This window comes from Frigoribacterium sp. R86507 (genome assembly GCF_044597695.1).
In the GTDB taxonomy this organism is placed as follows: domain Bacteria; phylum Actinomycetota; class Actinomycetes; order Actinomycetales; family Microbacteriaceae; genus Frigoribacterium.
This window is the reverse complement of the sequence record NZ_CP139002.1, coordinates 2,617,771-2,643,586: the sequence shown is the minus strand read 5'-3', so window position 1 is coordinate 2,643,586 and position 25,816 is coordinate 2,617,771. Positions and strand designations below refer to the sequence as shown.

Genomic DNA, 25,816 nt, shown 5'->3' with positions numbered 1-25,816 from the left:
TACTGACCGACCCGTGGCCATCCGTTGGAGGTTTCCACGCGTGGACGCCCCCGGACGTCGTAGGAGTCGTCAACTGCGGTTCCGTAGGCTGGGACGATGGCCTTCCCCCTCAGCGCGTCAGTCAGTCCCCGTCTCGTGGTCCTCGAGTCCACCGGGTCGACCAACGCCGACCTGCTGGCAGCCGTCGACGAGCCGCACCTGTCGACCTGGCTGACCCTCGACCAGTCCGCGGGGCGGGGCAGGCTCGACCGACGGTGGCACACCACGCCCGGTCGTTCCCTCGCGGTGAGCGTCCTGCTGCACCGGGGCGACCTGCCGGTCGACTCGCTCGGCTGGGTGCCGCTCCTCGCCGGGGTGGCGATGCGCGCCTCCGTGCGGGGCGTGGTCGAGAGCGGCGACGTCACGCTGAAGTGGCCCAACGACGTGCAGGTCGACGGTGACAAGGTCTGCGGCCTGCTCGCCGAGCTGCGACCCGACGCGAGCGCCGTGGTCGTGGGTGCCGGGGTCAACCTCACGGTGCCCGCCGACGACCTGCCCACCCCGACCTCGACGTCGCTCGGTCTGCACGGTGCGCGGGGCGCGGCCCTCGAGCTCGCGGACGCCGTGACGTCGTCGTGGGTCTCGGGCCTGGCACGGCTCGTCGGCGACCTCGCCGCAGCCCGCGGCGACGCGATCGCGAGTGGCGCCCTGGCGCTGGTCCGCGAGGACTGCGCGACCCTGGGACGCGGAGTCCGCGTCGAACTACCCGGCGGCGCGGCCCTGGTCGGCGAGGCGGTGGACGTCGACGAGGCGGGTCGGCTGGTCGTCCGTTCCGCCTCGACCGGCGAACTGACGGCCGTCGCTTCGGGTGACGTCACGCATCTGCGGTATGAATGAGCCTGTGAGCACCGACGGACCGCAGCCGACCGAGTACGTCGTCGCGCGGCTGCGTCCCCATGCCCGGGTGCTGTTCTGGCCCTCGCTCGCGCTCGTCGGCATCTGCGCCGCGACCGGCTACTTCGGCGGTCGCTTCGACGTCGAGTGGCAGAACTACGTCGTGCTGGGTGCGGCCCTCGCCCTGATCGTGCTGCTCTGGCTGGTCCCCGTGCTGATCTGGCTCGGCAAGCGCTACGTCATCACCTCGCGACGCCTCGTCGTGCGCAAAGGGCTCTTCGTGCGCACTCGCCAAGAGCTGCTGCACAGCCGCGGGTACGACCTCACGGTGCGCAAGAACTCGGTGCAGAGCGCGTTCCGCAGCGGAGACGTCCTGATCAACACGGGCCTCGACCGTCCGCTCGTCCTCTGGGACGTCCCGTCGGCTGATCTCGTCCAGTCGACCCTGCACGACCTCATGGAGTCGAACCTCAACAGCGTCGCCCAGCGTCGCCAGCACGAGCAGTCCGTCGGGAACGACGAGACGACGGCCTGGGGTCACGGGCCGGTCGTCTGACCGCCGCGGGCACGCCATAGGGTGTGTGCATGCGAATCTCCGTCATCGGTTGTGGGTACCTCGGAGCCGTGCACGCCGCGTGCATGGCCGACCTCGGGCACGAGGTCGTCGGCATCGACGTCGACCCCCGCAAGATCGACATGCTCTCGTCGGGCCACGCGCCCTTCTTCGAGCCCGGCCTGCCCGAGGCCCTCCGCCGCGCCCTCGACTCGGGTCGACTGCGGTTCTCGACCGACCCCGCCGACGCCGCGGGTTCGCAGGTCCACTTCGTCGCCGTCGGCACCCCCCAGACGGCGGGCAGCGACGCGGCCGACCTGACGTACGTCGACGCCGCCGTCCAGGGGCTGCTGCCCCACCTCGCCGACGGCGACCTCGTCGTGGGCAAGTCCACCGTTCCCGTCGGCACCGCGAGCCGCCTCGCCGACCTGGTCCGCGCCTCCTCGGGGGCCGATCTGGCCTGGAACCCCGAGTTCCTCCGCGAGGGTTTCGCCGTGGCCGACACCGTCGCTCCCGACCGCTTCGTCTACGGCGTGCCCTCCGGCGACGCCGGTGAGCGTGCGACGGCCGTGCTCGACGAGGTCTACGCGACGGCACTCGCCACAGGCACGCCCCGCCTCGTGACCGGGTACGCGACGGCCGAGCTCGTGAAGGTCTCGGCCAACGCGTTCCTCGCGACCAAGATCTCGTTCATCAACGCGATGGCCGAGATCGCCGAGGCCACCGGCGCCGACGTGACGCAGCTCGCCGACGCCATCGGGCACGACGCCCGCATCGGCCGGCGGTTCCTCAACGCAGGCCTGGGCTTCGGCGGCGGATGCCTGCCGAAGGACATCCGGGCCTTCCGGGCCCGTTCGCGCGAGCTGGGCCTCGAATCCCTCGACTTCCTCGCCGACGTCGACGCCGTCAACCTCCGTCGCCGCGACCGCGTCGTCGACCTCGCGGGCGAGATGCTCGACGAGGTGCGGGGGGCGCGCATCGCCGTGCTGGGTGTGGCGTTCAAGCCCGACAGCGACGACGTCCGCGACTCGCCGGCACTCGACGTCGCCCGCCGACTCCACGCCGCGGGCGCCGACGTGGTCGTCCACGACCCCGAGGCCAACGAGACGGCCGCCCGGCTGGCCCCCGACCTCGGCTACGTCGACGACGTCCCGAGCGCGCTCCGCGGCGCCGAGCTCGTGTTGGTCCTCACCGAATGGAAGCAGTTCAAGGCGCTCCGGCCGGCCGAGGTCGCCGCGCTGGTCTCGAGTCGTCGCATCGTCGACGCCCGCAACGTCTTCGACCCCGCGGAATGGCGCGACGCGGGCTTCGAGTACCGGGCGCTCGGCCGGCCCTAGCGGGTCGCGGTCTCGAGACGCGTCTCGTGGCCCTGCGAGGTGTCAGCCTCCAGCGTCGGCCGCGTGCGAGACGGGTGGAACACCCACAGCCGGTAGAGAGTGAACCGGAACACCGTGCCGAGGGCGAGCCCCACGACGTTGGACGCCACGTTGTCGGCCAGGGCGGAGCGGTGCCCGAGCACGTAGTGAGACACCCACAGGCAGGCCAGCCCGATCACCATGCCGCCGAGCGCCACCGCGAAGAACTCGACGGCCTCGCGCGCGGCACCGTCACGGCGAGTGTCGCCGAAGGTCCAGAACCGATTGCCCAACCAGACGACCACGATTGAGACGATGCTCGACGCGACCTTCGCGAGGACGGGCCCGCCCGCCGTTACCTCAGGGTCGAGGACCGTCAGGCGCAGGGCGTTGAAGACGCCGAGGTCGACGACTAGTCCGCACAGACCGATGAGCCCGTACCGAACGAGCTGTCTGGCGAGGCGCAGCATGCATCTCCTTCGGGGATCGGCCAAGATGGATCGGGCCCGGCCGGACGGTTTCGGGTCGACCGCGATCGTTCGCGTGCCCGCCATCCTCGCATCCGTGGGGCGGTCGCGCAGTCAGGAGTCGAAATGACCTACCGCGTCGGAGTCGTCGGCGGAGGGCAGCTGGCCCGCATGATGATCCCGCCCTCCGTCCACCTCGGCATCGAGATCAGCGTCCTCGCCGAGGCCGAGGGCAGTTCGGCCCGGCTGGCCGCGACCCGGGTGGGCGACTACCACGACGTCGACGTCGTCCTCGACTTCGCCCGCACGGTCGACGTGATCACCTTCGACCACGAGCACGTTCCCCAGCACGTCCTCGCCGCTCTCGTCGACGCGGGCGTGCGCGTGCACCCCGGGCCGTCCGCGCTGGCCGTCGCGCAGGACAAGATCGTGATGCGTCAGCGGCTCTCCGAGCTCGGACTGCCCGTTCCCGACTGGGCGTCCGTCCGAGACGCCACCGAGCTCGAGGCGTTCCTCGCCGACCACGGTGGCCGGGCGGTCGTCAAGACCGCGCGGGGTGGCTACGACGGCAAGGGCGTTCGCGTGGTCTCGGCGGCCCACGACGCCGACGACTGGTTCGGCGCATTGGCCGAGGACGGCAACGGAGGCGCGCTCCTGGTCGAAGAGCTCGTCTCGTTCCGGCGCGAACTGTCGCAGCTCGTGGCCCGACGGCCGAGCGGCGACATCGTCCCCTGGCCCCTCGTCGAGACCATCCAACGCGACGGGGTGTGCTCCGAGGTCTTCGCCCCGGCGCCCTCGAGCGCCGGTCGCCTGGCCGACGTGGCGGACGAGATCGCGCGGACGGTCGCCGAACGGCTCGACGTCACCGGGGTCCTGGCCGTCGAGCTCTTCGAGACGACCGACGACCGCCTGTTGATCAACGAGCTCGCCATGCGGCCGCACAACACCGGGCACTGGACGATCGACGGGTCGACCACGAGCCAGTTCGAACAGCATCTCCGGGCCGTGCTCGACCTGCCCCTCGGCGACACGGCCCCCCACCGGCCGTGGAGCGTCATGCTGAACGTGCTGGGCGGGCCCGCGACCGGGTCGATGGCCGACCGTCTGCCCGCCCTCATGGCCGACCAGCCGGCGGTCAAGGTGCACGACTACGGCAAAGATCCCCGGCCGGGTCGCAAGGTCGGGCACGTCACCGTGGTCGGCGACGACCTCGACGAGGCCGTCTTCCGGGCGCGCGCCGCTGTCGAGTTCTTCACCGACTGACGGCTATCCTCTAGTCCGTGTCCGACCCGAAGAGCACCGACGTGCGCCCGAACGACCCCGCCGTACCCGCGAAGGTCGCCATCGTCATGGGCTCCGACAGCGACTGGCCCACCATGCAGGGGGCCTCGACCGTCCTGTCCGAGCTGGGCATCCCGCACGAGGTCGACGTCGTCTCGGCCCACCGCACGCCCGACAAGATGATCGCCTTCGGTCGCGATGCCGCCGGTCGTGGACTGTCCGTCATCATCGCCGGGGCCGGGGGAGCCGCGCACCTGCCCGGCATGATCGCGTCGGTCACGACCCTTCCCGTGGTGGGTGTGCCCGTGGCCCTGGCCAAGCTCGACGGCCTGGACTCGCTGCTCTCGATCGTGCAGATGCCGGCCGGCATCCCCGTGGCGACGGTCTCGATCGGCGGCGCGGTGAACGCCGGTCTGCTCGCGGCCCGCATCATCGGCTCGCACGACCCGGTGGTCGCCGAGCGGCTGGCCCGCCACGCCGAGTCCCTCGCCGAGCTGGTCGAGCAGAAGAACGCCGACCTGCGTCGATCGCTGTGAGCGCTTCTCTGCCCGTCCGTCATCCTGACGTCACCTCCGAGCCGTTCATGACGAAGCGGGCGTGGGTGCTCGTCCTGCTGAACGTGGTCGTGCCCGGGTCGGCGCAGGTGCTCGCGGGTAGTCGCCGCCTCGGCCGGTGGGGGCTCGCCTCCACCCTCGTCTTCTGGGCGGTCGCGGTCGTCGTCGTCGTCCTGGCGTTCGCCTTCCGCTCGCCCCTGATCGAGATCGCGACCAACGTCGTCGCCCTGACCGTCGTCCAGGTCTTCCTCGCGTACTACGCGGTGCTGTGGGTGGTGCTGACCGTCGACACGCTCCGGTTGGCCCGCATCGTCCGGACGGCCCCCTCGGCCCGCGGCCTCATCGCCGGAGCCATGGTGCTGTTGATGGTGGTGACCGTCGGACCCGCCGCCTACGGGGCCTACCTCGCCGGGGTGCAGCACGGTCTGCTCAACAGTCTCTTCACCTCGAGGGCCGACGCCGCGCCTCCCGTCGACGGGCGCTACAACATCATGTTGCTCGGCGGCGACGCCGGGGCCGACCGCACCGGTCTGCGCCCCGACAGCATCTCGGTCGCCAGCATCGACGCCGAGACCGGCGCGACCACCATCGTGGGCATTCCCCGCAACCTGTACGACGCACCCTTCGTCGCGGGGTCGCCGCTGTACGGCGACTACCCCGACGGCTACGACTGCGGCGACGACTGCCTCGTGAGCTTCCTCTACACCTACGGGGAGGAGCACCCCGACCTCTACCCCGACGCCGAGTCGAAGGGCAGCAACCCCGGTGTCGAGGCGATGCGTGATGCGGTCGAGGGCATCACGGGCCTGACCGTGCAGTACTACGCCCTGATCGACATGCAGGGCTTCGTCGACCTCATCGACGCCCTGGGTGGCATCCAGGTGGACGTGCAGCAGCGCATCCCGATCAACGGGGGTGTCGATCGCAACGGCCAGCCGATCAACGTCGACGGTTGGATCGAGCCCGGAGACCAGAAGCTCGACGGCTATCACGCGCTCTGGTACGCGAGGGCCCGGCACGGCACCAGCGACTACGACCGCATGGCTCGTCAACGAGAGGTCCAGCAGGCTCTGCTCTCCCAGTTCCAGCCGGCGACGGTGCTGTCGAAGTTCCAGGCCGTCGCGTCGGCAGGGGTGCAGACCGTCGACACCGACATCCCGCAAGGGGCCCTGGCCGCCTTCGTCGACCTGGCCGTAAAGGCCAAGTCGCAGCAGATCACCAGCCTCGAGCTCGTGCCGCCGACCTACGACAACGTCTACCCCGACTACGACGCGATGCGGGCCGCGGTGGCCCAGGCCACGACCTCGGCCCCCACACCCTGACGTCCGACCTGGAGCGTCCCTCGAGGGCTGCCGTCTGACGACGCAACCCGGCGGGACGAGGAGGCGCGGCGCGGCACCGTAGGGCGCTCACGTCGCCCCTCGGGCCGCGCTGTGGTTCAGAGGTCGGCGTGGAGCTGCCACACCTTGTCGGCCGAGTCCCGCCAACTGAAGGCTCGTGCACGGTCGATCCCGGCGATGCCGAGACGAGTCGACAGTTCGACGTCGGAGACGACCTGGAACATGGCCTGCGCGAGCCGCTCAGGGTAACCCGCAGCGTCTTCACGGGCCACGCTGACGGCTGCGTCGGCCGCGACCTCGAGCAGGGCGGGCGCGTCCGAGACGATGGTGGGCGTGCCCAGGCTGAAGGCCTCCACGACCGGCAGCCCGAAACCCTCGGCGAGACTGGGGAACACGAAGACCGAGGCCCGCTGCAGCAGCACGGCCAGCTGTTCGTCTGACACGAAGCCCATGGTGCGGACCTTGTCGGCGGGCAGGCCGGCGGCGGCCACCAGGTCGGCCACCTTGACGTCACCCCAGCCCTCGGGTCCGACGATCAGCAACGGCAGGTCGGGCGCGTCGGGGTGTGCAAGAGCCTGGATAAGCGGCTCGATGCCCTTGCGCGGTTCGAGCGTGCCGACGCTCAGTGCGTAGCGCTCGGGCAGGTCGAGAGAATCGGCGACCTCGTCGGCGTCCGCAGGAACGGCGAGCTTGGGGCTCACCGCCCCACCGATGACACGCAGGCGGTCTCCGAAGGGGAAGAGTTCGGCGAGTTCGCGGGCCACGCTGTGGGTCGGCACGACGACGCCGTCGGCGTGCTTGAATGCGCGCTTGGTCATGGCCTTGTGCCAGCGGACGCCGCGTGGGGTGAGGGTCTCGGGGTGAGTCCACGGGACGGTGTCGTGGACGGTGACGACCGTCTGTGTTCCCGGGTCGAGCGCACGGTCGTGCCGGTAGAGGGGGGCGAACAGGCTGGTCGCATGGACCATGCCGCGCCCGGGGAGGCCGACGACGCCGCCCTGCCACGCCAGTGCCAATTCTCGGCGACCGAGCGGTGACTTGGCGACATGGGACAGCCCGGGCAGCAGGTCGCTCAACCGGTCGTAGTCGGTCTGCGGATGGGCCGCCACCACGCCTGCGACCTCGCAACCGCGGGGAGCGGTCTCGATGAGGGCCCGGGTCAGCTCTTCGGTGTACCGACCGATGCCCCCGGGGATGGGAGCCAGGATCTGGTCAACGACTACTCGCAGCGTGGTCATCGGTCTGCAACACTCCCCTGTTCGCGGCCTCGGCCAGCGCTTCTCTCCACGGACGCATCGGCGTCAGCCCGGCCCGTGTCCATGCATCGTGGCCGAGGACGCTGAAGCTCGGTCGCGGTGCGGGTCGGACGAAGGCCGAGCTGTCCGTCGGCAGCACCCGGGCAGGATCGAGGCCGGCCTCGTCGAAGACCGCCTGGGCGAACTCGAACCAGCTCGCGCTGCCCGAGTTGGTGCCGTGGTACACGCCGGCAGGGGCGTCGGAGTCGAGCAACGCGACGATCTGCGTCGCGAGGTCGGCCGTCCAGGTCGGCTGCCCCAGTTGGTCGTCCACGACCGAGACCGTGTCGTGTGACGCCGCCAGCTTGACCATGGTCTTCGCGAAGTTGCCCCCGTGGGCGCCGTACAACCACGCCGTGCGCACGACGTAGGTGCCGTCGGGGTTGGCCGCGAGGGCGAGCTTTTCTCCCTCGGCTTTGGTGCGGCCGTACGCACTCACCGGCGCGATGGTGGCGTCCTCGGCGTAGGGCTCGGTGGCGTCGCCGTCGAAGACGTAGTCGGTCGAGACCTGGACGAGCTTCGCCCCGACGGAGGCGGTGGCCTCGGCCAGGAGGCCGGCTGCGGTGCCGTTCACGGCGAGCGCGGCCTCTTCGTCGGTCTCGGCCGCGTCGACGGCGGTGTACGCAGCGGCGTTGATGACGACGTCGTGCCCCTGGACGGCAGCGAAGACGGCGTCCCGGTCGGTCACGTCGAGGTCGGCACGGCCGAGCACCGTGACGTCACGTCCGAAGAGCGCTTCGAGGAGATCGGTGCCGAGCATGCCTCGGGCCCCGGTGACGAGGTACTTGGAGTTCTGGGCGGTGGCCATCAGAGGGCGGCGCGCTCTTTGAGCGGCTGCCACCACTCGCGGTTGTCCCGGTACCACTGGACGACGTCGGCGAGGCCCTTCTCGAAGGGGACCTGGGGCTCGTAGCCGAGCTCGTCGCGGATCTTGGAGATGTCGACGGAGTACCGCAGGTCGTGGCCCAGACGGTCTTGGACGCGGTCGACGTACGACCAGTCCTTGCCGGTGGCCTCGAGCAGCATCCCGGTGAGCTCTCTGTTGGTGAGCTCGGTGCCGCCGCCGATGTTGTAGATCTCGCCCGCACGGCCGCTGACGAGCACCATCGCGATGCCGCGGGTGTGGTCGTCGACGTGCAGCCAGTCACGGATGTTGTTGCCCTCGCCGTAGAGCGGGACGTGCACGTCGTCGATCAGGTTCGTGACGAAGAGCGGGATGACCTTCTCGGGGAAGTGGTACGGGCCGTAGTTGTTGCTGCAGCGCGTGATCGAGACGTTCAGCCCGTGCGTGCGGTGGTAGCTGCGGGCGAGCAGGTCGCTGCCGGCCTTCGAGGCGGAGTAGGGCGAGTTCGGCTCGAGCGGGCGGTCCTCGGCCCACGAGCCCTCGGCGATGGAGCCGTAGACCTCGTCGGTCGACACGTGGACGAAGCGCTTCAGGTCGTTGCGCAGGGCGGCGTCGAGCAGCTGCTGGGTGCCGAGCACATTGGTCTCGACGAAGATCGAGGCGTCGCGGACCGAGCGGTCGACGTGCGACTCCGCGGCGAAGTGGACGACGGCGTCGACCTCGGGGAAGAGCGTGTCGAGCAGGGCGCCGTCACGGATGTCGCCCTTGACGAACGTGTAGCGGGGGGAGTCGGCGACGCTCACCAGGTTGGCCTCGTTACCCGAGTAGGTGAGCGCGTCGAGGACGACGACCTCGGCCCCTTCGAGGCCCGGGTAGGCGTCTTCGAGCGTGCGGCGGACGAAGTTGGAGCCGATGAAGCCGGCTCCGCCGGTGACGAGGATTTTCACGCTTGTTCCTTGGGGTGGTCGTTCTCGGACGGATCAGTCGATGCTAGCGGGTGCGCTCTGCGCGGCCGCATGCGCGCGTACGCAGTTTTCTTCGCCGGAAGCGCGGGGTCCGGCCTGGTGGGGGACCGAGATCCGCCCCCACACGGCCGTTGCTAGACTCTCGGAGTGCAGACCAGAGAACTGGCAATCCCTGGCGCCTGGGAGTTCACCCCGAAGCAACACGGGGACGACCGCGGCGTCTTCTTCGAGCAGTACCGATACGACGTGTTGCAAGATGTCGTCGGCCACCCCCTCGACCTCAAACAGACCAACACGTCGGTGTCCGCGCGCGGCGTCGCACGGGGCATTCACTATGCGCTCGTTCCGCCGAGCCAGGCCAAGTACGTCTCGGCCCCCCGAGGGGCCTTCATCGACTTCGTCATCGACATCCGGGTCGGCTCGCCGACCTTCGGTCAGTGGGACTCCGTCATCATCGACGATGTCGACCGTCGCGCGGTCTACCTCTCCGAGGGGCTGGGGCACGCCATCGTCGCCCTGACCGAGGGCGCGACCGTGAACTATCTCGTCACCGAGACCTTCAACCCCGAGCGCGAGAAGGGCCTCAGTGTCCTCGACGCCGACATCGGGCTCGTCTTCCCCGACGACATAGGCGACATCCTCCTCTCGCCGAAGGACACATCGGCCCCTACCCTGAGTGAGGCCGAAAGCCTCGGGCTCCTCCCGACCTGGGACGAGTGCCAGGCCTTCTACGAACAGCACCGAACCGAGAACTAGGCAGACATGCGCGGAATCATCCTCGCCGGCGGGTCCGGCACACGTCTCTACCCGATCACCAAGGGCATCTCGAAGCAGTTGATGCCGATCTACGACAAGCCCATGGTCTACTACCCCCTTTCGACGCTGTTGTCGGCTGGCATCCGCGAGATCCTGATCATCACGACCGCCGATGACGCGCCCCAGTTCCAGCGCCTCCTCGGCGACGGGTCCGACCTCGGCATCGAACTGACCTATGCCATCCAACCCTCACCCGACGGCCTGGCCCAGGCATTCATCATCGGCGAAGAGTTCATCGGCGACGAGAAGGTGGCCCTCGTCCTCGGCGACAACATCTTCCACGGCGTCGGGCTGGGCTCGAACCTCCGCGCCAATACCGACCCCGACGGCGGCGTCATCTTCGCTTACCACGTGTCGAACCCCCGGGCCTACGGTGTCGTCGACTTCGACGAGACCTTCACGGCCCGCTCCATCGAGGAGAAGCCCGAGAATCCCAAGAGCAATTACGCCGTCCCTGGCCTCTACTTTTACGACAACTCCGTGGTAGAGATCGCCAAGGGAATCGAGCCGAGCTCGAGGGGAGAACTCGAGATCACGACCATCAACGAGCGCTACCTCGAGGCGGGCAAGCTGCAGGTGCAGGTTCTCGACCGGGGCACCGCCTGGCTCGACACCGGCACCCATGAGTCGATGATGCAGGCATCCGAGTATGTCCGCGTCATCGAGCACCGACAGGGGTACAAGATCGGCTGCATCGAAGAACTCGCCTGGCGGCGTGGCTGGATCGATGATGAGCAACTCCGCCGGCTGGCCAAGCCCCTCGTCAAGAGCGGCTACGGCGCCTACCTGATGGGCCTGCTGGGCTAGTCCCCCTTTCTGCCGACTCCCGCTCGGGGGGTGGCCTGATCGTGACATCCGTGCAATCTTCGGAGTATGCACTCCTCTGTTGATCAGGCAGAGTCGGGGGACAAGATCACGCGCGGAATCCATCGTCGCCACTTGCTCTCGCTCGCCGCCGCCTCTGTCGTCGCCACAGGTGCGGCCGCCGTGTTGCGGCCCGCCGCCGCACACGCCGCCGTCAGCCTGGGCGAAACCTCGGCGGCGACCGACAGCATCGCCGAGGCCCTGGCCGTCGCCGAGCTGAGCGCCTGGGGCGGTTACGCAAACGGCAACATCCCCGCCAGTGCATTGACACCCGTCTCGGCGAGCGTCGCCGGCTCGGGCTATCTGCGGACCGATGCGGCACGCCAGTACCTCGCCCTCAGCCTCGCCTTCTCGAACGCCGTCGGCCACCCCCTCGCCATCACCGAGGGGTACCGCACGTACTCGCGACAGGTCGACTACTGGAACGCCTACCAGAACGGCACCGGCAACCTCGCGGCCTACCCGGGGACCTCGAATCACGGCTGGGGCATCGCCTGCGACTTCGGTGCCGGGGTCGCGACGGCCGGTTCGGCGGCCAAGCGCTGGATGGACGCGAACGCGCCCTCGTACGGTTGGATGCCCACGGGCAACTCGTTCAGCCGGCCTGAGCCCTGGCACTTCGACTACACCCCGGCGTACGTCGGCGACATCCCGCTCGAGGTCGACAGGGACTCCGAGGTCATCATCATCCGAGCCAATGAGAGTCTCACCGAACAGGCGCTCGGCTACACCGTCCTCGCGGGCGTCCGAAGCCTCCGCCATCTCTCGACCATCGACATGATCAACTCGATGCGCGTTGCCGGCACTCCGTTCTACGAGGTGAACCGAGCCCAGTTCTACGACGTCATCAATTCTCTGGGCATCGCGCGATCGGCATTGACCCAGAACGCGGACTACTGGCGACGCTGACCGCGCGCCGGACCCGATCCCCACGACAGAAGGACACCGACATGCTCATCATCCGTTGCACCGACAACCTGCCCGAGGTCGGAAGCGGCTACGTCTGCATGGTCGGCGTCCGCTCCCTGCGTCACATGACCACCATGGACATGGTCTACGCCATGCAGGCCGTGGGCGTGCAGTACAAGAACCTGAACGCCACCGGCTTCTACGCCGCCCTCGACTCGCTGTCGATCCCGCGGAGTGCCCTCAAGACGGGCGCTGACTGGTCCGGTCGCTGACGCTGCGGTGTCGCAACCCCGGCCGCGCTCAGGCCGGGCGACGACCCGCCGCGATGGCGACCCTCGCACGCAGCCGCAGCCCGATGCCGACGGCGGCGACGACGGGACGCCAGAGCGGCCCCGGGTGGGTCTTGGCGATGTAGCGGTGCGCCGACCTGTGGTGTGCCGTGATCATCACGTCGGCCGACCTCGCGGTGCTCTCGCCCCCGATGTGCATGACCTCGGCGCCGGGGACGAAGAGGTTCGACCAACCGGCCTCGGCGAGCCGGCGCCCCAGATCGACGTCTTCGAAGTACATGAAGAAGTCGGGGTCGAAGCCGCCGACCTGGTCGAAGGCCTCGCGGCGCAGTAGCAGGAACGCGCCCGACAGCCAGCCCACGGCGGACGTGCTCTCTGACTTCGACACGTCGCGCTGCTGGTAGCGACGTGTCCACGGGTTCGACGGCCATGCCCCTGAGAGCAAGGCGTGGCCGATCCCGGTCCGGATGGACGGCAGCGCCCGAGCTGACGGGTAGACCGTGCCGTCGGGGTCGAGCACCCTGGGACCCAGGGCGCCGGCGCGCGGGTCAGCGCGGCCCGCGGACAACAGGGCCTCGACCGTGCCGGGCGTGGCCACCACGTCGGGGTTGCAGATCAGGTACCACTGCTCGTCGTCCTCGGCCAGCGTGGCGCCGAGGTTCGCGGCGCGACCGTAGCCGACGTTGCCGGGGGACCTCACCAGCGTGACCTCGTCGTGGGACGCGGCCACCGCCTCCGGGGCCCCGTCGGTCGACCCGTTGTCGACGACCAGCACTCGGCCGGGCGGAAAGCCGTTCGGCGCGAGCGAGCCGACGAACGTCGCGAGCGTGTCGCCGGGAGAGAAGGTGACGGTGATGCAGAGGATTTCGCTCATCAGACGCCTCCGGCCGCGTGGCGGTACACGACCGCGTGTTCAGCGGCCGTGCGATCCCAGGTGAAACCGAGTGCCCGCTCGCGGCCGCGGCGGCCGAGGGCGTCGCGGCGGCCCTCGTCGTCGAGCAGCGCCTCGAGCGTCGTCTCGAGCGAGTCGGCGTCGGGCTCGCAGTAAACGGCCACGTCGCCACCGACCTCGGGGGCCGCGAGTCGGTCGGTCGTGACCACCGGGACGCCGCTGGCCAGGGCCTCGAGGATGGGCAGGCCGAAGCCCTCGCCGACACTCGGGTATGCCACGAGCGTCGACGACGACACGAACGCGGGCAGGAGGCCTTCGTCGACGTAGCCGAGCCACTGGTAGGGGGACGTGGGTCCCGCTGCCTCGAGACGGGCGATCGTGACGTCGTCCCAGCCGCGGCCGCCTGCGAGGAGGAGGCGCGGTGCCAGGTCGGAGCGCCGCTCGTCCAGTCGAACGATCGCGTCGAGCAACGGGCCGACGTTCTTGCGGGGCTCGATGGTGCCCACGAATGCGCAGTAGCCGCCGTCGCCGATCGCCAGGCGCTCGCGCATCGCCGCCTCGTCGCTACGACTGTCGGGGGAGTAGCGCACGGTGTCCACCCCGTGGAACGACACGACGATCGGCCGGAGCCGACCCGGCACCCAGCGAGTGACCTCGTCGGCCGTGGCCTGGCTCGGCGTGATGCACCTGTCAGCCCGCCGGGCCGCGAGGCGAATCCAGGTGCGGAAGAAGGGACCCTTCAGTCGGCCATGGAGGTCGGGGTGCGAGAAAAACGTCGCGTCGTGCAGCGTGACGACCCGACGTCGACGGCTGAGCAACGGCATCGTGTAATGCGGCGAGTGGATCACGTCGACGCGCAGGCGCCGGGCGAGCCTGGGCAGGACGAGCTGCTCCCAGAGAAGACGCACACCGACCGACGTGGTGCGGGGTGACACCTGGTGCAGAAGGGCATCGGGTGCGCCGTCGCGCAACCAATCGAGATCACGCGCCTGGCAGGCGACATGCAGGACGACGTCGTCACGACGCGCCAGGGCCGGCACGAGTTCTCGTAGATAGCGACCCACGCCGCCCGAGTCGGCGGGTATCGACGTGGCGTCGAGGAGGACGGTGACGCTCACGGCGGTACTCCTCGGTCGGTCGGTGTGGTGGTGCGCGGACGGTGGCGGGTCCGCGTCAGAGGTCGGCGTCGACCATCGCGTCGACCACGTCGGTGAACGAGCGGGTCGGTGACCAGCCGAGGGCCGCGCGGATCTTCGTCGAGTCGCCGCGGAGTTCGGCGGCGTCGGTCGGCCGGACGAACTCGGCGTCGCTGCGGACCAGACCGGTCGTGTGGGTGATGCCGACACGGGCGAACGCTGCGTCGACGAAGTCCTGGATGCTGTGCGACTCGCCGGTGGCGACCACATAGTCTTCCGCCGTATCGGAGGTAGCCACGAGCGCGAGTGCCTCGGCGTAGTCGGGTGCCCACCCCCAGTCCCGACGGACGGTGAGGTCGCCGAGGACCAGTTCGCTCTGCTCGCCGCGGGCGATGCGCGCCGCCGCGGCGGTGATCTTGCGGGTCACGAACTGCTCGGGCCGCCGGGGCGACTCGTGATTGTAGAGCACGACGCTCGAGGCACGCATTCCGGCCGCGCGGTAGGCGCCCACCAGCAGGTGCGCATAGGCCTTCGACGCGCCGTAGGGGTTGACCGGGGCGACCGGGGTCGTTTCGTTCTGCGGCGAGACGGCGGCCTGCCCGAAGATCTCGGCGCTCGATGCCTGGACGAACGCCGCGTCGTGACCGCCGTCTCGCAATTCGGCGACCGCGGCGAGCAGTCCCGCCACGGCCGCTCCGTTCAGCACCGCGGTGTCGACGGGTAGTCGCCAGGACGCCGCGACGCTGCTGAGCGCGGCCAGGTTGACCACGACGTCGGGTCGGACGTCGAGCACGGTCGACCGCATGCCCGGCAGGTCGGTCAAGTCACCCCGGTGCAGGATGACCTCAGGGGGCAGGTCGGCCGGCGGCCCGTCGTCGCCCCCGTCCCGGACGACGCCGTGGACCTCGAGGCCGCGGGCCACGAGGTTCTCGGCGAGGTAACTGCCGGTCTGACCGGCGACTCCGGTGACGAGGGCGCGCAACATGCCTTACTTGCCCTGCGTCGCCTTCTCGCGTTCGAGGTCGGCGTCGACCATCATCGTCACGAGGTCCTCGAACTTCGTGGCGGGCGTCCAGCCGAGCGTCTCACGAGCCTTGGCCGAGTCGCCGATGAGCAGGTCGACCTCGGCGGGACGGAAGAACTGGGGGTCCTGGAACACGTGCTTCTCCCAGTCGGCGATGCCCACGTGGTTGAAGGCGATGTCGAGGAACTGACGCACCGAGTAGGTCTCGCCGGTCGAGATGACGTAGTCGTCGGCCTCGTCCTGCTGGAGCATGCGCCACATGGCCTCGACGTAGTCACCCGCGAAGCCCCAGTCGCGCTTGGCGTCGAGGTTGCCGAGGCTGAGCTGGTCCTGCAGGCCGAGCGAGATGCGCGCGACTGCCATGCTGATCTTGCGGGTGACGAACTCGGGCCCGCGCAGAGGTGACTCGTGGTTGAAGAGCACGCCCGACGAGGCGTGCATGCCGTACGACTCGCGGTAGTTGATGGTCATGTAGTGCCCGAAGACCTTGGCGACGCCGTAGGGCGAGCGCGGCCACAGCAGGGTGGTCTCGCGCTGGGGGACCTCTTGGACGCGGCCGAACATCTCGGAAGACGAGGCCTGGTAGAAGCGGACCTTGCCGATGTCGTCGCCGGCGTACAGGCGGATGGCCTCGAGGATGTTCAGCACACCCAGGCCGGTGACCTGGCTGGTGAGCTGGGCGTTCTCCCATGAGTAGGCGACGAACGAGATCGCACCGAGGTTGTAGACCTCGTCGGGACGCGCGCTGTTCAACGCCCGCAGCAGGCTCGACTGGTCGAGGAGGTCACCCGTCAGGATCTTGACCTCGGGGGCCCACTCGTTGATCACGGGGATCTTCGGGTTGTTCTGGCCGCGGACGAGGCCGTAGACCTCGTACCCCTTCGAGAGGAGCAGGCGGCTCAGGTACATGCCATCCTGGCCCGTGATACCGGTGATGAGGGCGCGCTTGGTCAATTCAGATTCCTTACGTTGGTTTCAGGCCGACACGACATCATAGCCGGGCCGTTCGCTCGGCTCGACGCGATCAGTAGACCTGGGCCGAGTCGATGAGCAGGGTGGAGTCGGTCGAGTCCTGGTAGATCTCGAATTTGAACTGCGTGTGGTCGTCGTGGGTGATCGGCACCTCGAAGGTGACCTTCGTCCACGCGTCGGTGGTCGTGAAGGAGGAGCTGCCCGCCTCGGTCGCGCCACCCAAAGCCCACAGGGCGAGCCGGCCCTTGAAAGGCGTCGGGCCGCCGGACCTTACCCATAGCTCGGCGGTGTACGTCTCGCCGGCCAGGGGCCGGGCGCTCACCGTTTGGTAGAGCGACGAGGCCACCGGCGTGTTCGTGGCCGCGAGGTAGGTGCCGTCCTTCGGAGGCAGCTGGGCCTTCGAATAGACGGCGAGGTTCATGCGGGAGTCGCCCCGCACCCACCCGGTCGACGAGGCGCCCTCGAACGATCCCGACGAGAGCAGGTTGTCGCTCAGGCCACCGCCGTCGAGCCACAGGGTGGCGTTCGTGGTCTCCATGTACACCTCGGCCTTGAGCTGTTTCGACGCCGTCGAGTTCATGTCGGTCGAAACGGTGATCTTCTGCCAGGTCGAATCCACGGTGAACGGAGTCTGTTCGACCACGTTCGCCGAGCCGCCGAGGCCCCAGAGGGCGAGCGTTCCTTTGAAGGGAGTTGTGGCGCTGTCCGATCGCAGCCAGATCGAGAACGTGTACCGCTGGTTCGTCGAGGTGGTCGATACGGGGACCGTCTGTGCGAAGCTGCGCCCCCGGGCGGGGGTGTTCGACGCTGCGAACCACGACCCGTCGACGGCCTCGTTCTCATCGCGGTAGATCTGCTGGTTGACGAAGCCGTTGCCGGGGATCCACTGGGCGAATGACCCCTCGAACGAGGCGTTGCTGAGCTCGTTCTGCGGTTTCGGAGCGGCACCGAAGGTCAGCTCGGTGTTGTCGAGCCACAGGTCGCCCGTGTTCGAACCCATGTAGACGTCGAGACGGATGGTCGAGTGCGCCGACGCGCGGACCGGCAGCTTGACCTGGATCTTCGTCCACGAGGTGCCGACGGTGAACTTCGAGATCGCGACCTCTTGACTGCCGCCCAGGCCCCAGAGCACCATCTCGCCCGAGTAAGACGCGGCGGAGCCTGACCGGACCCACGCCGTAGCAGTCGCCTGTTCGCCAACGTTGGTCGTGCGGGTGACGTCCTGCGTGATGGCCCGGCCGACGACGGACGTGTTCATGGCGAGGAAGTAGTCGCCGTTCTGGCTGAGCGCCGGCGAATTGACGGCCGCCCGGTTGATCGCGCCGTTGCTCCAGCCCCAGCCCGACACGGACCCGCCCTCGAACGACGCCGACTGCAGCCAGTTGGACGGATTGCCGAACCAGTCGGTGAAGTAGAGGTAGAAGTTGCGGTTGCCGTAGGCGCTGCACGAATCGCCCGTGCCGTAGCCGGCGTTGAGGGCGGCCTGGTTAGGCGTGTAGGGGGTGTAGAGGTACAGGTTGGCCGTCGCCTGGTTGACGATGTAGACCGTCTTCGTCCCGCATCCGGCGTTGGGGTGGTAATAGACGTTGTTGTTGCGACCTGGCTGGTAGCTCCACGACGAACTGGTCTTCGTGTAGCGCTGGAACTGGCTGGCCGCGTTGTAGACCTGGTTGAAGAAGCCGTAGTACGCGGTATCGCAGGGGGCGGTGTCGGGGCAGCCGTAGCCCATAGCGATCTTGTAGGCGGTGGCCGTCGGGCTCACCGACTGGACCAGGCCCTGCTCTTTCTGCAGCATCACGAGCAGCACCTGTGGGTTGATGCCGCAGACCTGGCCGACCCGGTAGATGATCGACGCCGCGCTCTCGTTGTTGCGACCGTCGATCGCCGAGCAGTACGGGGTGGCGGCCCGACCCGAGGTCGTCTGCGTGTAGTCCTTGAGGCACGACTGGCCCGCGGCCGCCCTGCAGGTCACGACCTTCGAGTTCAAGAACGATTGGATGCTCTCGGGCGTCATCGCGGCAGAGTTGTAGAAGGTGTCGTTCGAGATGATGTTGCCGGCGTCGAACTGCCGTGCGTCGGCGGCCGCCGAGGCGGGGGCGGCGGGGCCGGTGACTGCCGCGGCGGTCATCAGGCCTGCCGCGACGGCGACCGACGCGACGAGCGCGATCAGGCGTGAGGGGCGTCTCATGGGATGGTGACCTCGTAATCGGTGACGGAGCCGACCGAGGTCGACGAGGCGTACGCGACGCTCACCGACCAGGTGCCGGTCGTGAAGGTGTCGCTCTGCAGGGGCATGGACCCGCAGTCGGTGCTGGAGGCCGTGGCTTGGGCGGTGAACGTCCCCGCGACCGCGAGGCCACCGTTCGTGGCGGTGACCGTGCAGGTGCCGTCGTCCTCGAGCGTGCCGGGTACCGTGGCCCCGATCGTCAGGGTGCGGGTGTCGGCCGACCACTGGTCGAAGGTCACCAGTGGCGTGACGGTCGCGGCGTCGGGGATCGGTTCCGGTACCTTCGTCGTCGTCTGCCCTGGCCCGACGGGAGTCGCGGTCGGCCGGGGGGTCGAACCGGAGGTCACCGAGGGGCTGGGCGTCACCGGGGCCGAGGGGGTGGGCGAGGCCGAGGGTCTCGTCGACGAGGAGGACGCCGTCTGCGCGTCCTCGGGACCCGGTGCCCCGTTCGAGATGACGACCGCCGTGACGACACCGGCGACCACGACGACGCCTGCGACCATGCTCAGCGTGACGACGGTGGCTTTGTTCATGGCTCGCTCTCTTCGGACCGGACCCTGCTCCGACCCTGGTGGGTTAGACGATATGCTAACCGGGCGCTCCCGCCGATCGGGTCGGTCGGCCTGTCGTCGATGCTCCTGTTCGGGGGTCCAGCCCGCGCTCTCGTGGGTTCCGGCAGACCTGGCGGAGCGCCCGAGACGGAGAACGAGCGATGAACGAAGACCAGACGAGCGCCGCGAGAGACCTCGAAGAGCTGCGCGAGGCCGTGCTGGACGACTGGCTGATGGTCACGTCGAACGTGACGGACGCCCTGCGTGACATCCAACAGACGGTGTCATGGCGCGTCACCCGGCCATTGCGCGCCGCCAAGACCTTCTCCCGCAAGGCCGAAGAGGTGGGTGTCGTCCCCGCCGGTCGACTCGCCGCCGTCGAGGTCGCTCGACGCCTGGGGCGCCGGTGACGCGCGTCGCGCCGGTCACGGCCGAGAACGTCTCGGACGAGATCGGAGCACTGCGTGCTGCGCTGGGCGCCCGCCTCGAGGTGGTCGCTCCCGCCCTCGGCGTCGACGTCTCGGGTCTCACCCCGGCCGAGCAGCTGGACCGCCTGGCCCGGTCGGTGCACGCGAGCGCCGACCCCGCGTCGGCGTGGTTGCTCTTCGTCGGTGTCACGGCCACGTTCCCGTCGACCGCAGACCTGGCGGCCCTCCGGCGGGCACTGTTGCTCGCCACGTCCGCCACGGCGATGCTGGCGGTCCTCGAACGCACGATGGACGTCCAGTCCCGCACCCACTCCGGCCTGCGAACGATCGAGCTGGTCTCCGACACCGTGGTGGTCGACGTCGACTTCTGCGCCAAGTACGAGCACAACACGGGCATCCAGCGCGTCGTCCGGCACATGCTGCCCGAATGGAGCGACGACCGCGACGGTCGTCACCGCCTGGTCGCCTGGAACCAGGACAGCACCGGCTACCGTGAGCTGACGCCTCAGCAGGCCGACCGCGTGCTCCACTGGAACGACCGACGGCTGTCGAAGAAGGACGACCCCGTACTCACCGACGCCGACCTCCGTCGCGAGCACGTCCTCGTGCCTTGGCGAGCGACCCTGCTCATCGCCGAGGTGCCGGCGTTCCACGTGTGCGACTCGCTGACCTCCATCGCCCGCTGGTCGGGGACGGCCGTCGACCTGATCGGCTACGACGCCATCCCCCTCGTCAGCGCCGATTCCGTGCCGAACGCCGAGTCAGAACGCTTCGCGCACTACCTCACGATCGTCAAGCACGCTCGCCGCGTGTACGGCATCAGCGTCTCGGCAGCGGACGAGTTCCGCGGGTTCGTGGCGACGCTCCCCAGTCAGGGCCTCTCGGGCCCCGAGGTCGTCGACGTCACCCTGGCCACCGAGGTCTCGCCCGTTGCACGGGCCGCCGCGTCAAGGGCGACCGTGGACCCGTCGGCCGAGCCGGTCGTGCTCTGCGTCGGCAGTCACGAGCCTCGCAAGAACCAGGACGCCACGCTCTTCGCGGCCGAGTTGCTGCACCGTGAGGGGCATCGGTTCCGAATCGTGTTCGTCGGTGGGGGCAGTCGTCTGGCGACCATGCACTTCGACAAGCGCGTCGCCCAGCTGTCCGCCTCCGGGATGAAGGTCGAGTCACACAGACGACTCGGCGACGCTGAGTTGTGGGGCCTCTACGGCGTCGCACGCTTCACCGTCTTCGTCTCGCTCCACGAGGGATTCGGCCTGCCGGTGGCCGAGTCGTTGGCCCTCGGCGTTCCGGTGGTGACGAGCGACTTCGGCAGTCTCGACGAGATCGCCCGGGTCGGCGGCTGCCTGCAGGTCGATCCCCGTGACGACACGGCCGTCGTCGACGCCATGCGCACCCTGCTGACCGACGACGCCGAGCATGAGAGGCTCCTGGCCGAGATCGCCGAGCAACGACCGAAGACCTGGCGCAGCTACGCCGACGAGATCTGGACGGCGGTCACCGCATGAACCTCGCATCACTCGCACCCAAGATGCGTGCACGACCGGGTCACGATCTTGCCCTCCGCGCGGCCGGACGTCGCGCCTCCTCGGCTCCCGTCGACTGGGACCGCCTCTCAGGTGGCGAACTCGTCGACGCGCTCTCGCGCGACCTCGGCGAGGCCAGCGACCGGCTCTCGTATCTGCTGCTGGCCTTGCTCGAACGTCGCATCCCGTCGAGCGCCCGCGTCGTGGAGTTCACCCGACGCTGGCGTGTCGAGGGTCTGTCCGAGCCGTTGACCGTCGAGTACCGTCGTCTGCGCCCGCCCCGCCGGCCGACCCCGTTCGTCATAGTCGACGGCGTCGTCATGGACGTCACCGACACGAGCCGCAGCACCTTCACTACCGGCATCCAGCGGGTCGCCCGCGAGACGGTCACCCGCTGGACGCGCGAGCACCGCGTAGTCCTGGCGGCGTGGGACGTCACGGGGCGGCACATGGCCGGACTCACGTCCGAAGAGACCGGACGCGTGCTGCTCGCCGGCGCCGGCGCCGTCACGGCGGTTCCCGCCGGCTCGGTGGTCATCCCGTTCGACGCGACCTTCGTGCTCCCGGAGATCACGGTCAACGCCGACCGCACCGCGAGCCTGAGGTCGGTCGTCGCATTCGGCGCGGCCCGGTCGGTCGCCATCGGCTACGACTGCATCCCCGTCACGACGGCCGAGACGAGCGGCCCGGGGATGCCCGGCGCGTTCTCCGAATACTTGGCGACCCTGTCGACGTTCGACGCGATCGCCCCGATCTCCAGCGCGGCCCGGACCGAGTACTCCGGCTGGGCTTCGATGCTGCCCGGTGCCGGGCTGACGCCTCCCGCCATCACGACCGTTGCGCTGCCGGCGCAGGTCGGCAGCGTCGACGACGACACCGTCGAGAGCGTGCGGCGTGAGCTCGGCCTGGCTGACAGCACGATCGTCCTCTCGGTCGGCAGCCACGAACCCCGCAAGAACCACCTGGCGCTTTTGACCGCGGCTGAGCTGAACTGGCGACGCGGGCACGAGTTCACCCTCGTGCTCGTGGGCGGCAACGCGTGGGGGGACGGTGAGTTCCAGGCGTTGGTCCGTCGTCTGCGTCGCAAGGGTCGGTCGGTCCAGATGCTGTCCGGCGTCGACGACAGCGTCGTCTGGAGTCTCTACCGCATGGCCCTGTTCAGCGTCTTCTGCAGCGTCAACGAGGGCTTCGGCCTGCCGGTCGTCGAGTCGTTGGTCAGCGGGGTTCCGGTCATCACGAGCGACTTCGGCAGCATGCGAGAGCTCGGCGAGGGCCACGGGGCCGTCGTCGTCGACCCGCACTCGCCGCTCGACATGGCTGCGGCCATGGAGCGACTGCTGACCGACGACGGCCTCCGTGCCGAACTGGTGGAGGCGTCCACCACGCTGCCCCGGCCGACGTGGGACGACTACGCGGCCGAGATGTGGACGCTGGTCGAGGGCTCGACGGTCTAGTCCCGACGGTGTGGCAGCCGGGCCCTGACCCGATCGAGGGTCGTCATGGCCTCGAGGTGCTGCACGTGGAGGAACAGTGCGTGGTTGCTCTGCGTCAACTCGTGGTGTCGTGCCTGCAACTCGGCGAACCGTTCGTTCAGGTCGGCCGCCTCGATGCGTTGCGCCTCGACGACCGCGGCCATTTCGCGGGCCTGCGCGAGCTGCTCGGTCAGCCAGCGAAGGTACGGAGCGGCCACGGCGTCGTGCGGGATGCCCGGTGTCGACGCCGACGGGGTGTCCCCGCTCGCCCCCACCTGTTCGCTCGGCGACGTGACCTCGCAGAGATCGTCGAGCGGAGCGTCGGCCTCGGGTGCCGAGGCCAGGGTGTCGGCCCACTTCGCCCGGAACGCTGCTCCGTTTCGCAGCCCCAGAAACTCCCGGTAGAAAGGCATGGCGTCGGTTGAGGCACCCGACGAGTGTCGGACCACGGCGTCCGGTGCGATGACCACGGGCCGCCCGGCGGCCCGGAGCCGAAACTGCAGGTCGACGTCTTCGAAGTAGGCGGGTGCGAACCGCTCGTCGAACCCTCCCACCATGTCGAAAGCGGCTCGGTCGACCCAGAGGGCAGCAGCCGAGCAGTAGTCCACCTCGCGTGAAACCAGCAGGCCGGCCGCCCGGGCGTCGTCGACGGTCAGGCCGCGCCCGAACTGCACGGTTCCGGCAGTGGAGAGCACGCGACTGCCGGCCTCTTGGACGGTCCCGTCCACGTCGAGCAGCAGACTGCCGACGGCTGCAGGGCGGTCGTTTGCCGAGGCCCTTGCGGCCAGTCGTGCGAGCCAGTCCGGTTCGGCGGCGGCATCGTCGTTCACGAAGACGAGTGCGGAGCCCCGAGCTGCCGCGGCTCCTGCGGCGCAGCCGCCGCCGAAGCCGGCGTTCTCGTCGAGCTCGACCAGCACCACACCGTCGACCCGGCTGAGGGCCTCGTCAGCCGCCGGGACGACGCCGTTGGCCACCACGACCACCTCGAAGGGCGGGGCTCCGCGCTGGGCGGCCAGGGCGTCCAGGCAGTCGAGCAGTTCGTCGCCGAGGCGCCAGGCGAGCACGACCATCGAGACCTCGGGGGACGGGTGAGACGGAACGGTGACCCGTCGGGCCGGGTACGTGTCGGTCGACGTCATCGTCGGACGCCTCCTTCGTTGAGTGACATCAGGGTGCGGTGGATGCCCGCGGCGATCGGTGTGAGCGACCGCCGGTCGAGCTCCGGCCACACAAGCGACCGGAACCGCAGGTCGAGGGCCTGTCGGGACGCCGAGGCGTGACTACCCCACACGATGCGGGGACGCCGCTTCACGACGTTCTGCAGCTCGTTGATCAAGGCACCGATGGTCACGCCCAGACCCGACGCGATGATCTTGGTGACGACCGTTCCCGAGTCGAGCCGGGAGGCGCGCTCGAGCGCGTCGACCGTCATCGCGGCCGCGTCGTCGATGAACACGTAGTCGCGGATCGTGTCCATCGGCACGTAGATCGACGACGGCCGTCCTTGGAGGTGAGCCAGACAGAGCTGCGAGACGAGCCCCTGGGCCTTGGTGAGGTCCTGACCCGGGCCGTAGAGGTTGGCGAACCGCCCGACGACGACCGGCACGCCCGAGTCGGCAGCCCAGCGGGTGAAGAGCTCTTCGACGCCGAGCTTGTTCCAACCGTAGGGAGCGAGGGGGCTGGGCTCGGTGTACTCGTCGAAGGGCGAGCCCGACGACCCTGCGTACACGCCGCCGGCGGACGACGCGACGAACGTGCTGCCGTGGGCGGCGCCTCCGTCCGTGGTCGCGTCCGTCGTGGCGAGCAGGCGGCCGAAGGCAGCGAGCGACGCTTCGACGACGCGACGCTCGCGGTCGAGGGCGTCCGGGCTGCTGGCGACCACGCCGGCGCCCGCGCACCAGACGAGCGACCACGGTGATCCGGTCGCGACGATCTCGGCGAACTGCTCGGACAGGGCGGCGACCGACGCGGCCTCGTCCTGCCACGGCACCGACGCCCGGGTGACCACCGCGTCGGCTCGACGGTCGAGTTGGGCGGCGACCGCACCTCCGAGCAGGCCACCGGCGCCGACGACGAAGTACCGCCGGGAGGCGCGGACCGAGTCGACGCTCACGGTGCGGTCCCGACCATCATCTCGGCTGACTGCTGCGGGGGACGTCTCGTCGCCCTGCCACGGCGCGTCGTGCCAGCGGCCCCCGACCGGGATCGCTCACGATCAGGTAAGAGGGGCGGCCCATGGCCATGTTGACCGCGACACCGATGTACTCGGCGACGATGCCGAGCGAGAAGAGGATGGCCCCCGACGACAGCAGCACGACCACGATGGTGGACGACCAGCCGGCCTCGAGCTGTCGACCGACCAGGGTCGAGATGATGACGTAGAGCGCGAAGAGCAGGCCCAACACGGCCAGGACGACCCCGAGGACGCTGACGATGCGCAGACCGCGGGTGCCCGAGGTCAAGACCATGCGCCAGAAGTGCGACAGCAGCTTGCGCAGGGAGTAGCCGCTCGTGCGGTCTCCCTCGTCGCGCAGCAGGACCGGGCTGGTGGTGACCCGGCGAGTGACCCAGCTGATCGCGACGTCGAGGTAGACGCCCGACCCGGCGTACGCGGAGACGCTCCGGCCCACGTCGCCGAGGATCAGCCGGTAGGACTGGAACAGCGACGCATCGCCGTCACCGAAGACGGCGCGCAGCACGGCCTTGGCCCCCTTGGACGCTGCGTTCCGGAGGTGGCCGTGGGGGGCGGCGTTCGTCGGACGCGCGTAGACCAGCGCAGCCTGCTCGCGCATGGCCGTGTCGAGCATCGAGTCGAGATAGGCCGGGTCGTGCTGGCCGTCCTCGTCGATGGTGGCGATCCAGTCGCCACCGGTCGAGGCCATGCCGGCGAGGGTGGCCGCGTGCTGGCCGAAGTTGCGGCTGAGCCACACGCCTCGGACGAGGTGGTGGGCCTGCTCGAGCTCGCGGATGACGCGGTCGGAGCCGTCGGGCCCGTTGTCGTGCACCAGCAGGATCTCGGTGACTTCGCGGCGGTGGCCGTCGGGTGTCTCGCGGACCGATGCCAAGGCGACGATCTCGTCGATCAGGCTCGGAAGCGTCTTCTCGCCTTGATAGACCGGAACGACCACCGACAATCGGTGGACCGGCGTCTCGTCGTCGGGCAGGGTCGGCACGGGTCGTGA

26 protein-coding genes are annotated in these 25,816 nt (G+C 69.4%); 13 read left to right on the top strand and 13 right to left on the bottom strand.

Annotated features, from left to right (window positions below; genetic code table 11):
* Window positions 1–96: 96 nt before the first annotated feature.
* From SJY14_RS12435 to SJY14_RS12425, 3 genes are read left to right on the top strand one after another with little or no spacing between them, the layout of a single operon-like run.
* On the top strand, window positions 97–876 hold the full coding sequence (locus SJY14_RS12435; protein WP_071254392.1) for a biotin--[acetyl-CoA-carboxylase] ligase: 780 nt from the start codon (window positions 97–99) through the stop codon (window positions 874–876).
* Between the two features lie 4 nt (window positions 877–880).
* Window positions 881–1,429, top strand: a complete 549-nt coding sequence (locus SJY14_RS12430) for a PH domain-containing protein (RefSeq protein ID WP_235451060.1) — start codon at window positions 881–883, stop codon at window positions 1,427–1,429.
* Window positions 1,430–1,458: 29 nt separating this feature from the next.
* On the top strand, window positions 1,459–2,763 hold the full coding sequence (locus SJY14_RS12425) for a UDP-glucose/GDP-mannose dehydrogenase family protein (protein WP_071254390.1): 1,305 nt from the start codon (window positions 1,459–1,461) through the stop codon (window positions 2,761–2,763).
* Here SJY14_RS12425 and SJY14_RS12420 read toward each other — a convergent pair.
* Window positions 2,760–3,251, bottom strand: a complete 492-nt coding sequence (locus SJY14_RS12420) for a GtrA family protein (protein WP_071254388.1) — start codon at window positions 3,249–3,251, stop codon at window positions 2,760–2,762. The genes SJY14_RS12425 and SJY14_RS12420 overlap by 4 nt on opposite strands.
* A 123-nt stretch (window positions 3,252–3,374) precedes the next feature.
* Here SJY14_RS12420 and SJY14_RS12415 point away from each other — a divergent pair, with 123 nt between their 5' ends.
* The 3 genes from SJY14_RS12415 to SJY14_RS12405 all read left to right on the top strand — a co-directional run bounded on the left by SJY14_RS12415 (window position 3,375) and on the right by SJY14_RS12405 (window position 6,405).
* The gene (locus tag SJY14_RS12415; protein WP_071254386.1) at window positions 3,375–4,511 is read left to right on the top strand and encodes a 5-(carboxyamino)imidazole ribonucleotide synthase; all 1,137 of its coding nucleotides are present in this window, start codon (window positions 3,375–3,377) and stop codon (window positions 4,509–4,511) included.
* Window positions 4,512–4,597: 86 nt separating this feature from the next.
* Window positions 4,598–5,065: a 5-(carboxyamino)imidazole ribonucleotide mutase gene (gene purE / locus SJY14_RS12410; protein ID WP_071254804.1), complete on the top strand. Its 468-nt coding sequence runs from the start codon at window positions 4,598–4,600 to the stop codon at window positions 5,063–5,065.
* Window positions 5,066–5,112: 47 nt separating this feature from the next.
* Window positions 5,113–6,405 (top strand): LCP family protein, encoded by a 1,293-nt coding sequence (locus SJY14_RS12405; RefSeq protein ID WP_255364137.1) that lies wholly within the window; start codon window positions 5,113–5,115, stop codon window positions 6,403–6,405.
* 116 nt (window positions 6,406–6,521) lie between these two features.
* On the opposite strand, the gene SJY14_RS12400 is transcribed toward SJY14_RS12405, so the two are convergent.
* Genes SJY14_RS12400 through rfbB form a run of 3 tightly spaced genes read right to left on the bottom strand, consistent with a single transcriptional unit; the run spans window position 6,522 to window position 9,509 of the window.
* On the bottom strand, window positions 6,522–7,661 hold the full coding sequence (locus tag SJY14_RS12400) for a glycosyltransferase family 1 protein (RefSeq protein WP_071254383.1): 1,140 nt from the start codon (window positions 7,659–7,661) through the stop codon (window positions 6,522–6,524).
* Complete coding sequence (gene rfbD, locus SJY14_RS12395; RefSeq protein WP_071254381.1) at window positions 7,636–8,526, bottom strand: dTDP-4-dehydrorhamnose reductase; 891 nt, start codon at window positions 8,524–8,526, stop codon at window positions 7,636–7,638. Before rfbD ends, SJY14_RS12400 begins: the two co-directional genes overlap by 26 nt.
* Window positions 8,526–9,509 carry a dTDP-glucose 4,6-dehydratase gene (rfbB, locus tag SJY14_RS12390; protein ID WP_071254379.1) on the bottom strand — a complete coding sequence of 328 codons (984 nt, stop codon included), beginning with the start codon at window positions 9,507–9,509 and terminating at the stop codon, window positions 8,526–8,528. The genes rfbD and rfbB overlap by 1 nt, the downstream gene beginning before the upstream one ends.
* Before the next feature lie 165 nt (window positions 9,510–9,674).
* Between rfbB and SJY14_RS12385 the strand changes: the two genes are divergently transcribed.
* The 4 genes from SJY14_RS12385 (at window position 9,675) to SJY14_RS12370 (ending at window position 12,388) form a co-directional block, all read left to right on the top strand.
* Window positions 9,675–10,283 (top strand): dTDP-4-dehydrorhamnose 3,5-epimerase family protein, encoded by a 609-nt coding sequence (locus SJY14_RS12385; RefSeq protein WP_071254377.1) that lies wholly within the window; start codon window positions 9,675–9,677, stop codon window positions 10,281–10,283.
* A gap of 6 nt (window positions 10,284–10,289) precedes the next feature.
* Window positions 10,290–11,150, top strand: a complete 861-nt coding sequence (gene rfbA / locus SJY14_RS12380) for a glucose-1-phosphate thymidylyltransferase RfbA (RefSeq protein ID WP_071254375.1) — start codon at window positions 10,290–10,292, stop codon at window positions 11,148–11,150.
* 132 nt (window positions 11,151–11,282) lie between these two features.
* Window positions 11,283–12,116 carry a D-alanyl-D-alanine carboxypeptidase family protein gene (locus SJY14_RS12375; RefSeq protein ID WP_071254373.1) on the top strand — a complete coding sequence of 278 codons (834 nt, stop codon included), beginning with the start codon at window positions 11,283–11,285 and terminating at the stop codon, window positions 12,114–12,116.
* A gap of 41 nt (window positions 12,117–12,157) precedes the next feature.
* Window positions 12,158–12,388 (top strand): hypothetical protein, encoded by a 231-nt coding sequence (locus tag SJY14_RS12370; protein WP_071254371.1) that lies wholly within the window; start codon window positions 12,158–12,160, stop codon window positions 12,386–12,388.
* Window positions 12,389–12,416: 28 nt separating this feature from the next.
* Here the strand turns inward: SJY14_RS12370 and SJY14_RS12365 are convergent, their stop codons facing one another.
* From SJY14_RS12365 to SJY14_RS12340, 6 genes are all read right to left on the bottom strand, one after another.
* Complete coding sequence (locus tag SJY14_RS12365; RefSeq protein WP_071254369.1) at window positions 12,417–13,280, bottom strand: glycosyltransferase family 2 protein; 864 nt, start codon at window positions 13,278–13,280, stop codon at window positions 12,417–12,419.
* The gene (locus SJY14_RS12360; protein WP_071254368.1) at window positions 13,280–14,416 is read right to left on the bottom strand and encodes a glycosyltransferase family 1 protein; all 1,137 of its coding nucleotides are present in this window, start codon (window positions 14,414–14,416) and stop codon (window positions 13,280–13,282) included. The genes SJY14_RS12365 and SJY14_RS12360 overlap by 1 nt, the downstream gene beginning before the upstream one ends.
* A 55-nt stretch (window positions 14,417–14,471) precedes the next feature.
* Entirely contained in the window at window positions 14,472–15,419 is a 948-nt protein-coding gene (locus SJY14_RS12355) for a GDP-mannose 4,6-dehydratase (protein WP_071254367.1), read from the bottom strand.
* 3 nt (window positions 15,420–15,422) lie between these two features.
* The gene (locus SJY14_RS12350; protein ID WP_218141816.1) at window positions 15,423–16,412 is read right to left on the bottom strand and encodes a GDP-mannose 4,6-dehydratase; all 990 of its coding nucleotides are present in this window, start codon (window positions 16,410–16,412) and stop codon (window positions 15,423–15,425) included.
* 70 nt (window positions 16,413–16,482) lie between these two features.
* Entirely contained in the window at window positions 16,483–18,618 is a 2,136-nt protein-coding gene (locus SJY14_RS12345; protein ID WP_071254365.1) for a hypothetical protein, read from the bottom strand.
* On the bottom strand, window positions 18,615–19,190 hold the full coding sequence (locus tag SJY14_RS12340) for a hypothetical protein (protein ID WP_071254364.1): 576 nt from the start codon (window positions 19,188–19,190) through the stop codon (window positions 18,615–18,617). Before SJY14_RS12340 ends, SJY14_RS12345 begins: the two co-directional genes overlap by 4 nt.
* 179 nt (window positions 19,191–19,369) lie before the next feature.
* Here SJY14_RS12340 and SJY14_RS12335 point away from each other — a divergent pair, with 179 nt between their 5' ends.
* From SJY14_RS12335 to SJY14_RS12325, 3 genes are read left to right on the top strand one after another with little or no spacing between them, the layout of a single operon-like run.
* Window positions 19,370–19,618, top strand: coding sequence for a hypothetical protein (locus SJY14_RS12335; protein WP_071254363.1), 249 nt, complete (start codon window positions 19,370–19,372; stop codon window positions 19,616–19,618).
* The gene (locus SJY14_RS12330) at window positions 19,615–21,144 is read left to right on the top strand and encodes a glycosyltransferase (RefSeq protein WP_071254361.1); all 1,530 of its coding nucleotides are present in this window, start codon (window positions 19,615–19,617) and stop codon (window positions 21,142–21,144) included. The genes SJY14_RS12335 and SJY14_RS12330 overlap by 4 nt, the downstream gene beginning before the upstream one ends.
* Complete coding sequence (locus tag SJY14_RS12325; protein ID WP_071254359.1) at window positions 21,141–22,616, top strand: glycosyltransferase family 1 protein; 1,476 nt, start codon at window positions 21,141–21,143, stop codon at window positions 22,614–22,616. The genes SJY14_RS12330 and SJY14_RS12325 overlap by 4 nt, the downstream gene beginning before the upstream one ends.
* Here the strand turns inward: SJY14_RS12325 and SJY14_RS12320 are convergent.
* Genes SJY14_RS12320 through SJY14_RS12310 form a run of 3 tightly spaced genes read right to left on the bottom strand, consistent with a single transcriptional unit; the run spans window position 22,613 to window position 25,807 of the window.
* Window positions 22,613–23,773 (bottom strand): glycosyltransferase family 2 protein, encoded by a 1,161-nt coding sequence (locus SJY14_RS12320; RefSeq protein ID WP_071254357.1) that lies wholly within the window; start codon window positions 23,771–23,773, stop codon window positions 22,613–22,615. The genes SJY14_RS12325 and SJY14_RS12320 overlap by 4 nt on opposite strands.
* A complete protein-coding gene (locus SJY14_RS12315) occupies window positions 23,770–24,747 on the bottom strand; it encodes an NAD-dependent epimerase/dehydratase family protein (protein WP_071254355.1) in 978 nt (325 codons plus the stop codon). Before SJY14_RS12315 ends, SJY14_RS12320 begins: the two co-directional genes overlap by 4 nt.
* Window positions 24,748–24,763: 16 nt before the next feature.
* Window positions 24,764–25,807 carry a glycosyltransferase gene (locus SJY14_RS12310; protein WP_255364136.1) on the bottom strand — a complete coding sequence of 348 codons (1,044 nt, stop codon included), beginning with the start codon at window positions 25,805–25,807 and terminating at the stop codon, window positions 24,764–24,766.
* Between the last annotated feature and the right edge of the window lie 9 nt (window positions 25,808–25,816).

What these genes read in the sequence shown, in the direction of transcription:
- SJY14_RS12435 (WP_071254392.1), top strand. Translation starts at nt 97, where the DNA reads ATGGCCTTCCCCCTCAGCGCGTCAGTCAGTCCCCGTCTCGTGGTCCTC.
- SJY14_RS12425 (WP_071254390.1), top strand. Translation starts at nt 1,459, where the DNA reads ATGCGAATCTCCGTCATCGGTTGTGGGTACCTCGGAGCCGTGCACGCC.
- SJY14_RS12420 (WP_071254388.1), bottom strand. Translation starts at nt 3,251, where the DNA reads ATGCTGCGCCTCGCCAGACAGCTCGTTCGGTACGGGCTCATCGGTCTG.
- SJY14_RS12415 (WP_071254386.1), top strand. Translation starts at nt 3,375, where the DNA reads ATGACCTACCGCGTCGGAGTCGTCGGCGGAGGGCAGCTGGCCCGCATG.
- purE (WP_071254804.1), top strand. Translation starts at nt 4,598, where the DNA reads ATGGGCTCCGACAGCGACTGGCCCACCATGCAGGGGGCCTCGACCGTC.
- SJY14_RS12405 (WP_255364137.1), top strand. Translation starts at nt 5,113, where the DNA reads ATGACGAAGCGGGCGTGGGTGCTCGTCCTGCTGAACGTGGTCGTGCCC.
- SJY14_RS12400 (WP_071254383.1), bottom strand. Translation starts at nt 7,661, where the DNA reads ATGACCACGCTGCGAGTAGTCGTTGACCAGATCCTGGCTCCCATCCCC.
- rfbD (WP_071254381.1), bottom strand. Translation starts at nt 8,526, where the DNA reads ATGGCCACCGCCCAGAACTCCAAGTACCTCGTCACCGGGGCCCGAGGC.
- rfbA (WP_071254375.1), top strand. Translation starts at nt 10,290, where the DNA reads ATGCGCGGAATCATCCTCGCCGGCGGGTCCGGCACACGTCTCTACCCG.
- SJY14_RS12370 (WP_071254371.1), top strand. Translation starts at nt 12,158, where the DNA reads ATGCTCATCATCCGTTGCACCGACAACCTGCCCGAGGTCGGAAGCGGC.
- SJY14_RS12365 (WP_071254369.1), bottom strand. Translation starts at nt 13,280, where the DNA reads ATGAGCGAAATCCTCTGCATCACCGTCACCTTCTCTCCCGGCGACACG.
- SJY14_RS12355 (WP_071254367.1), bottom strand. Translation starts at nt 15,419, where the DNA reads ATGTTGCGCGCCCTCGTCACCGGAGTCGCCGGTCAGACCGGCAGTTAC.
- SJY14_RS12345 (WP_071254365.1), bottom strand. Translation starts at nt 18,618, where the DNA reads ATGAGACGCCCCTCACGCCTGATCGCGCTCGTCGCGTCGGTCGCCGTC.
- SJY14_RS12340 (WP_071254364.1), bottom strand. Translation starts at nt 19,190, where the DNA reads ATGAACAAAGCCACCGTCGTCACGCTGAGCATGGTCGCAGGCGTCGTC.
- SJY14_RS12335 (WP_071254363.1), top strand. Translation starts at nt 19,370, where the DNA reads ATGAACGAAGACCAGACGAGCGCCGCGAGAGACCTCGAAGAGCTGCGC.
- SJY14_RS12325 (WP_071254359.1), top strand. Translation starts at nt 21,141, where the DNA reads ATGAACCTCGCATCACTCGCACCCAAGATGCGTGCACGACCGGGTCAC.
- SJY14_RS12320 (WP_071254357.1), bottom strand. Translation starts at nt 23,773, where the DNA reads ATGACGTCGACCGACACGTACCCGGCCCGACGGGTCACCGTTCCGTCT.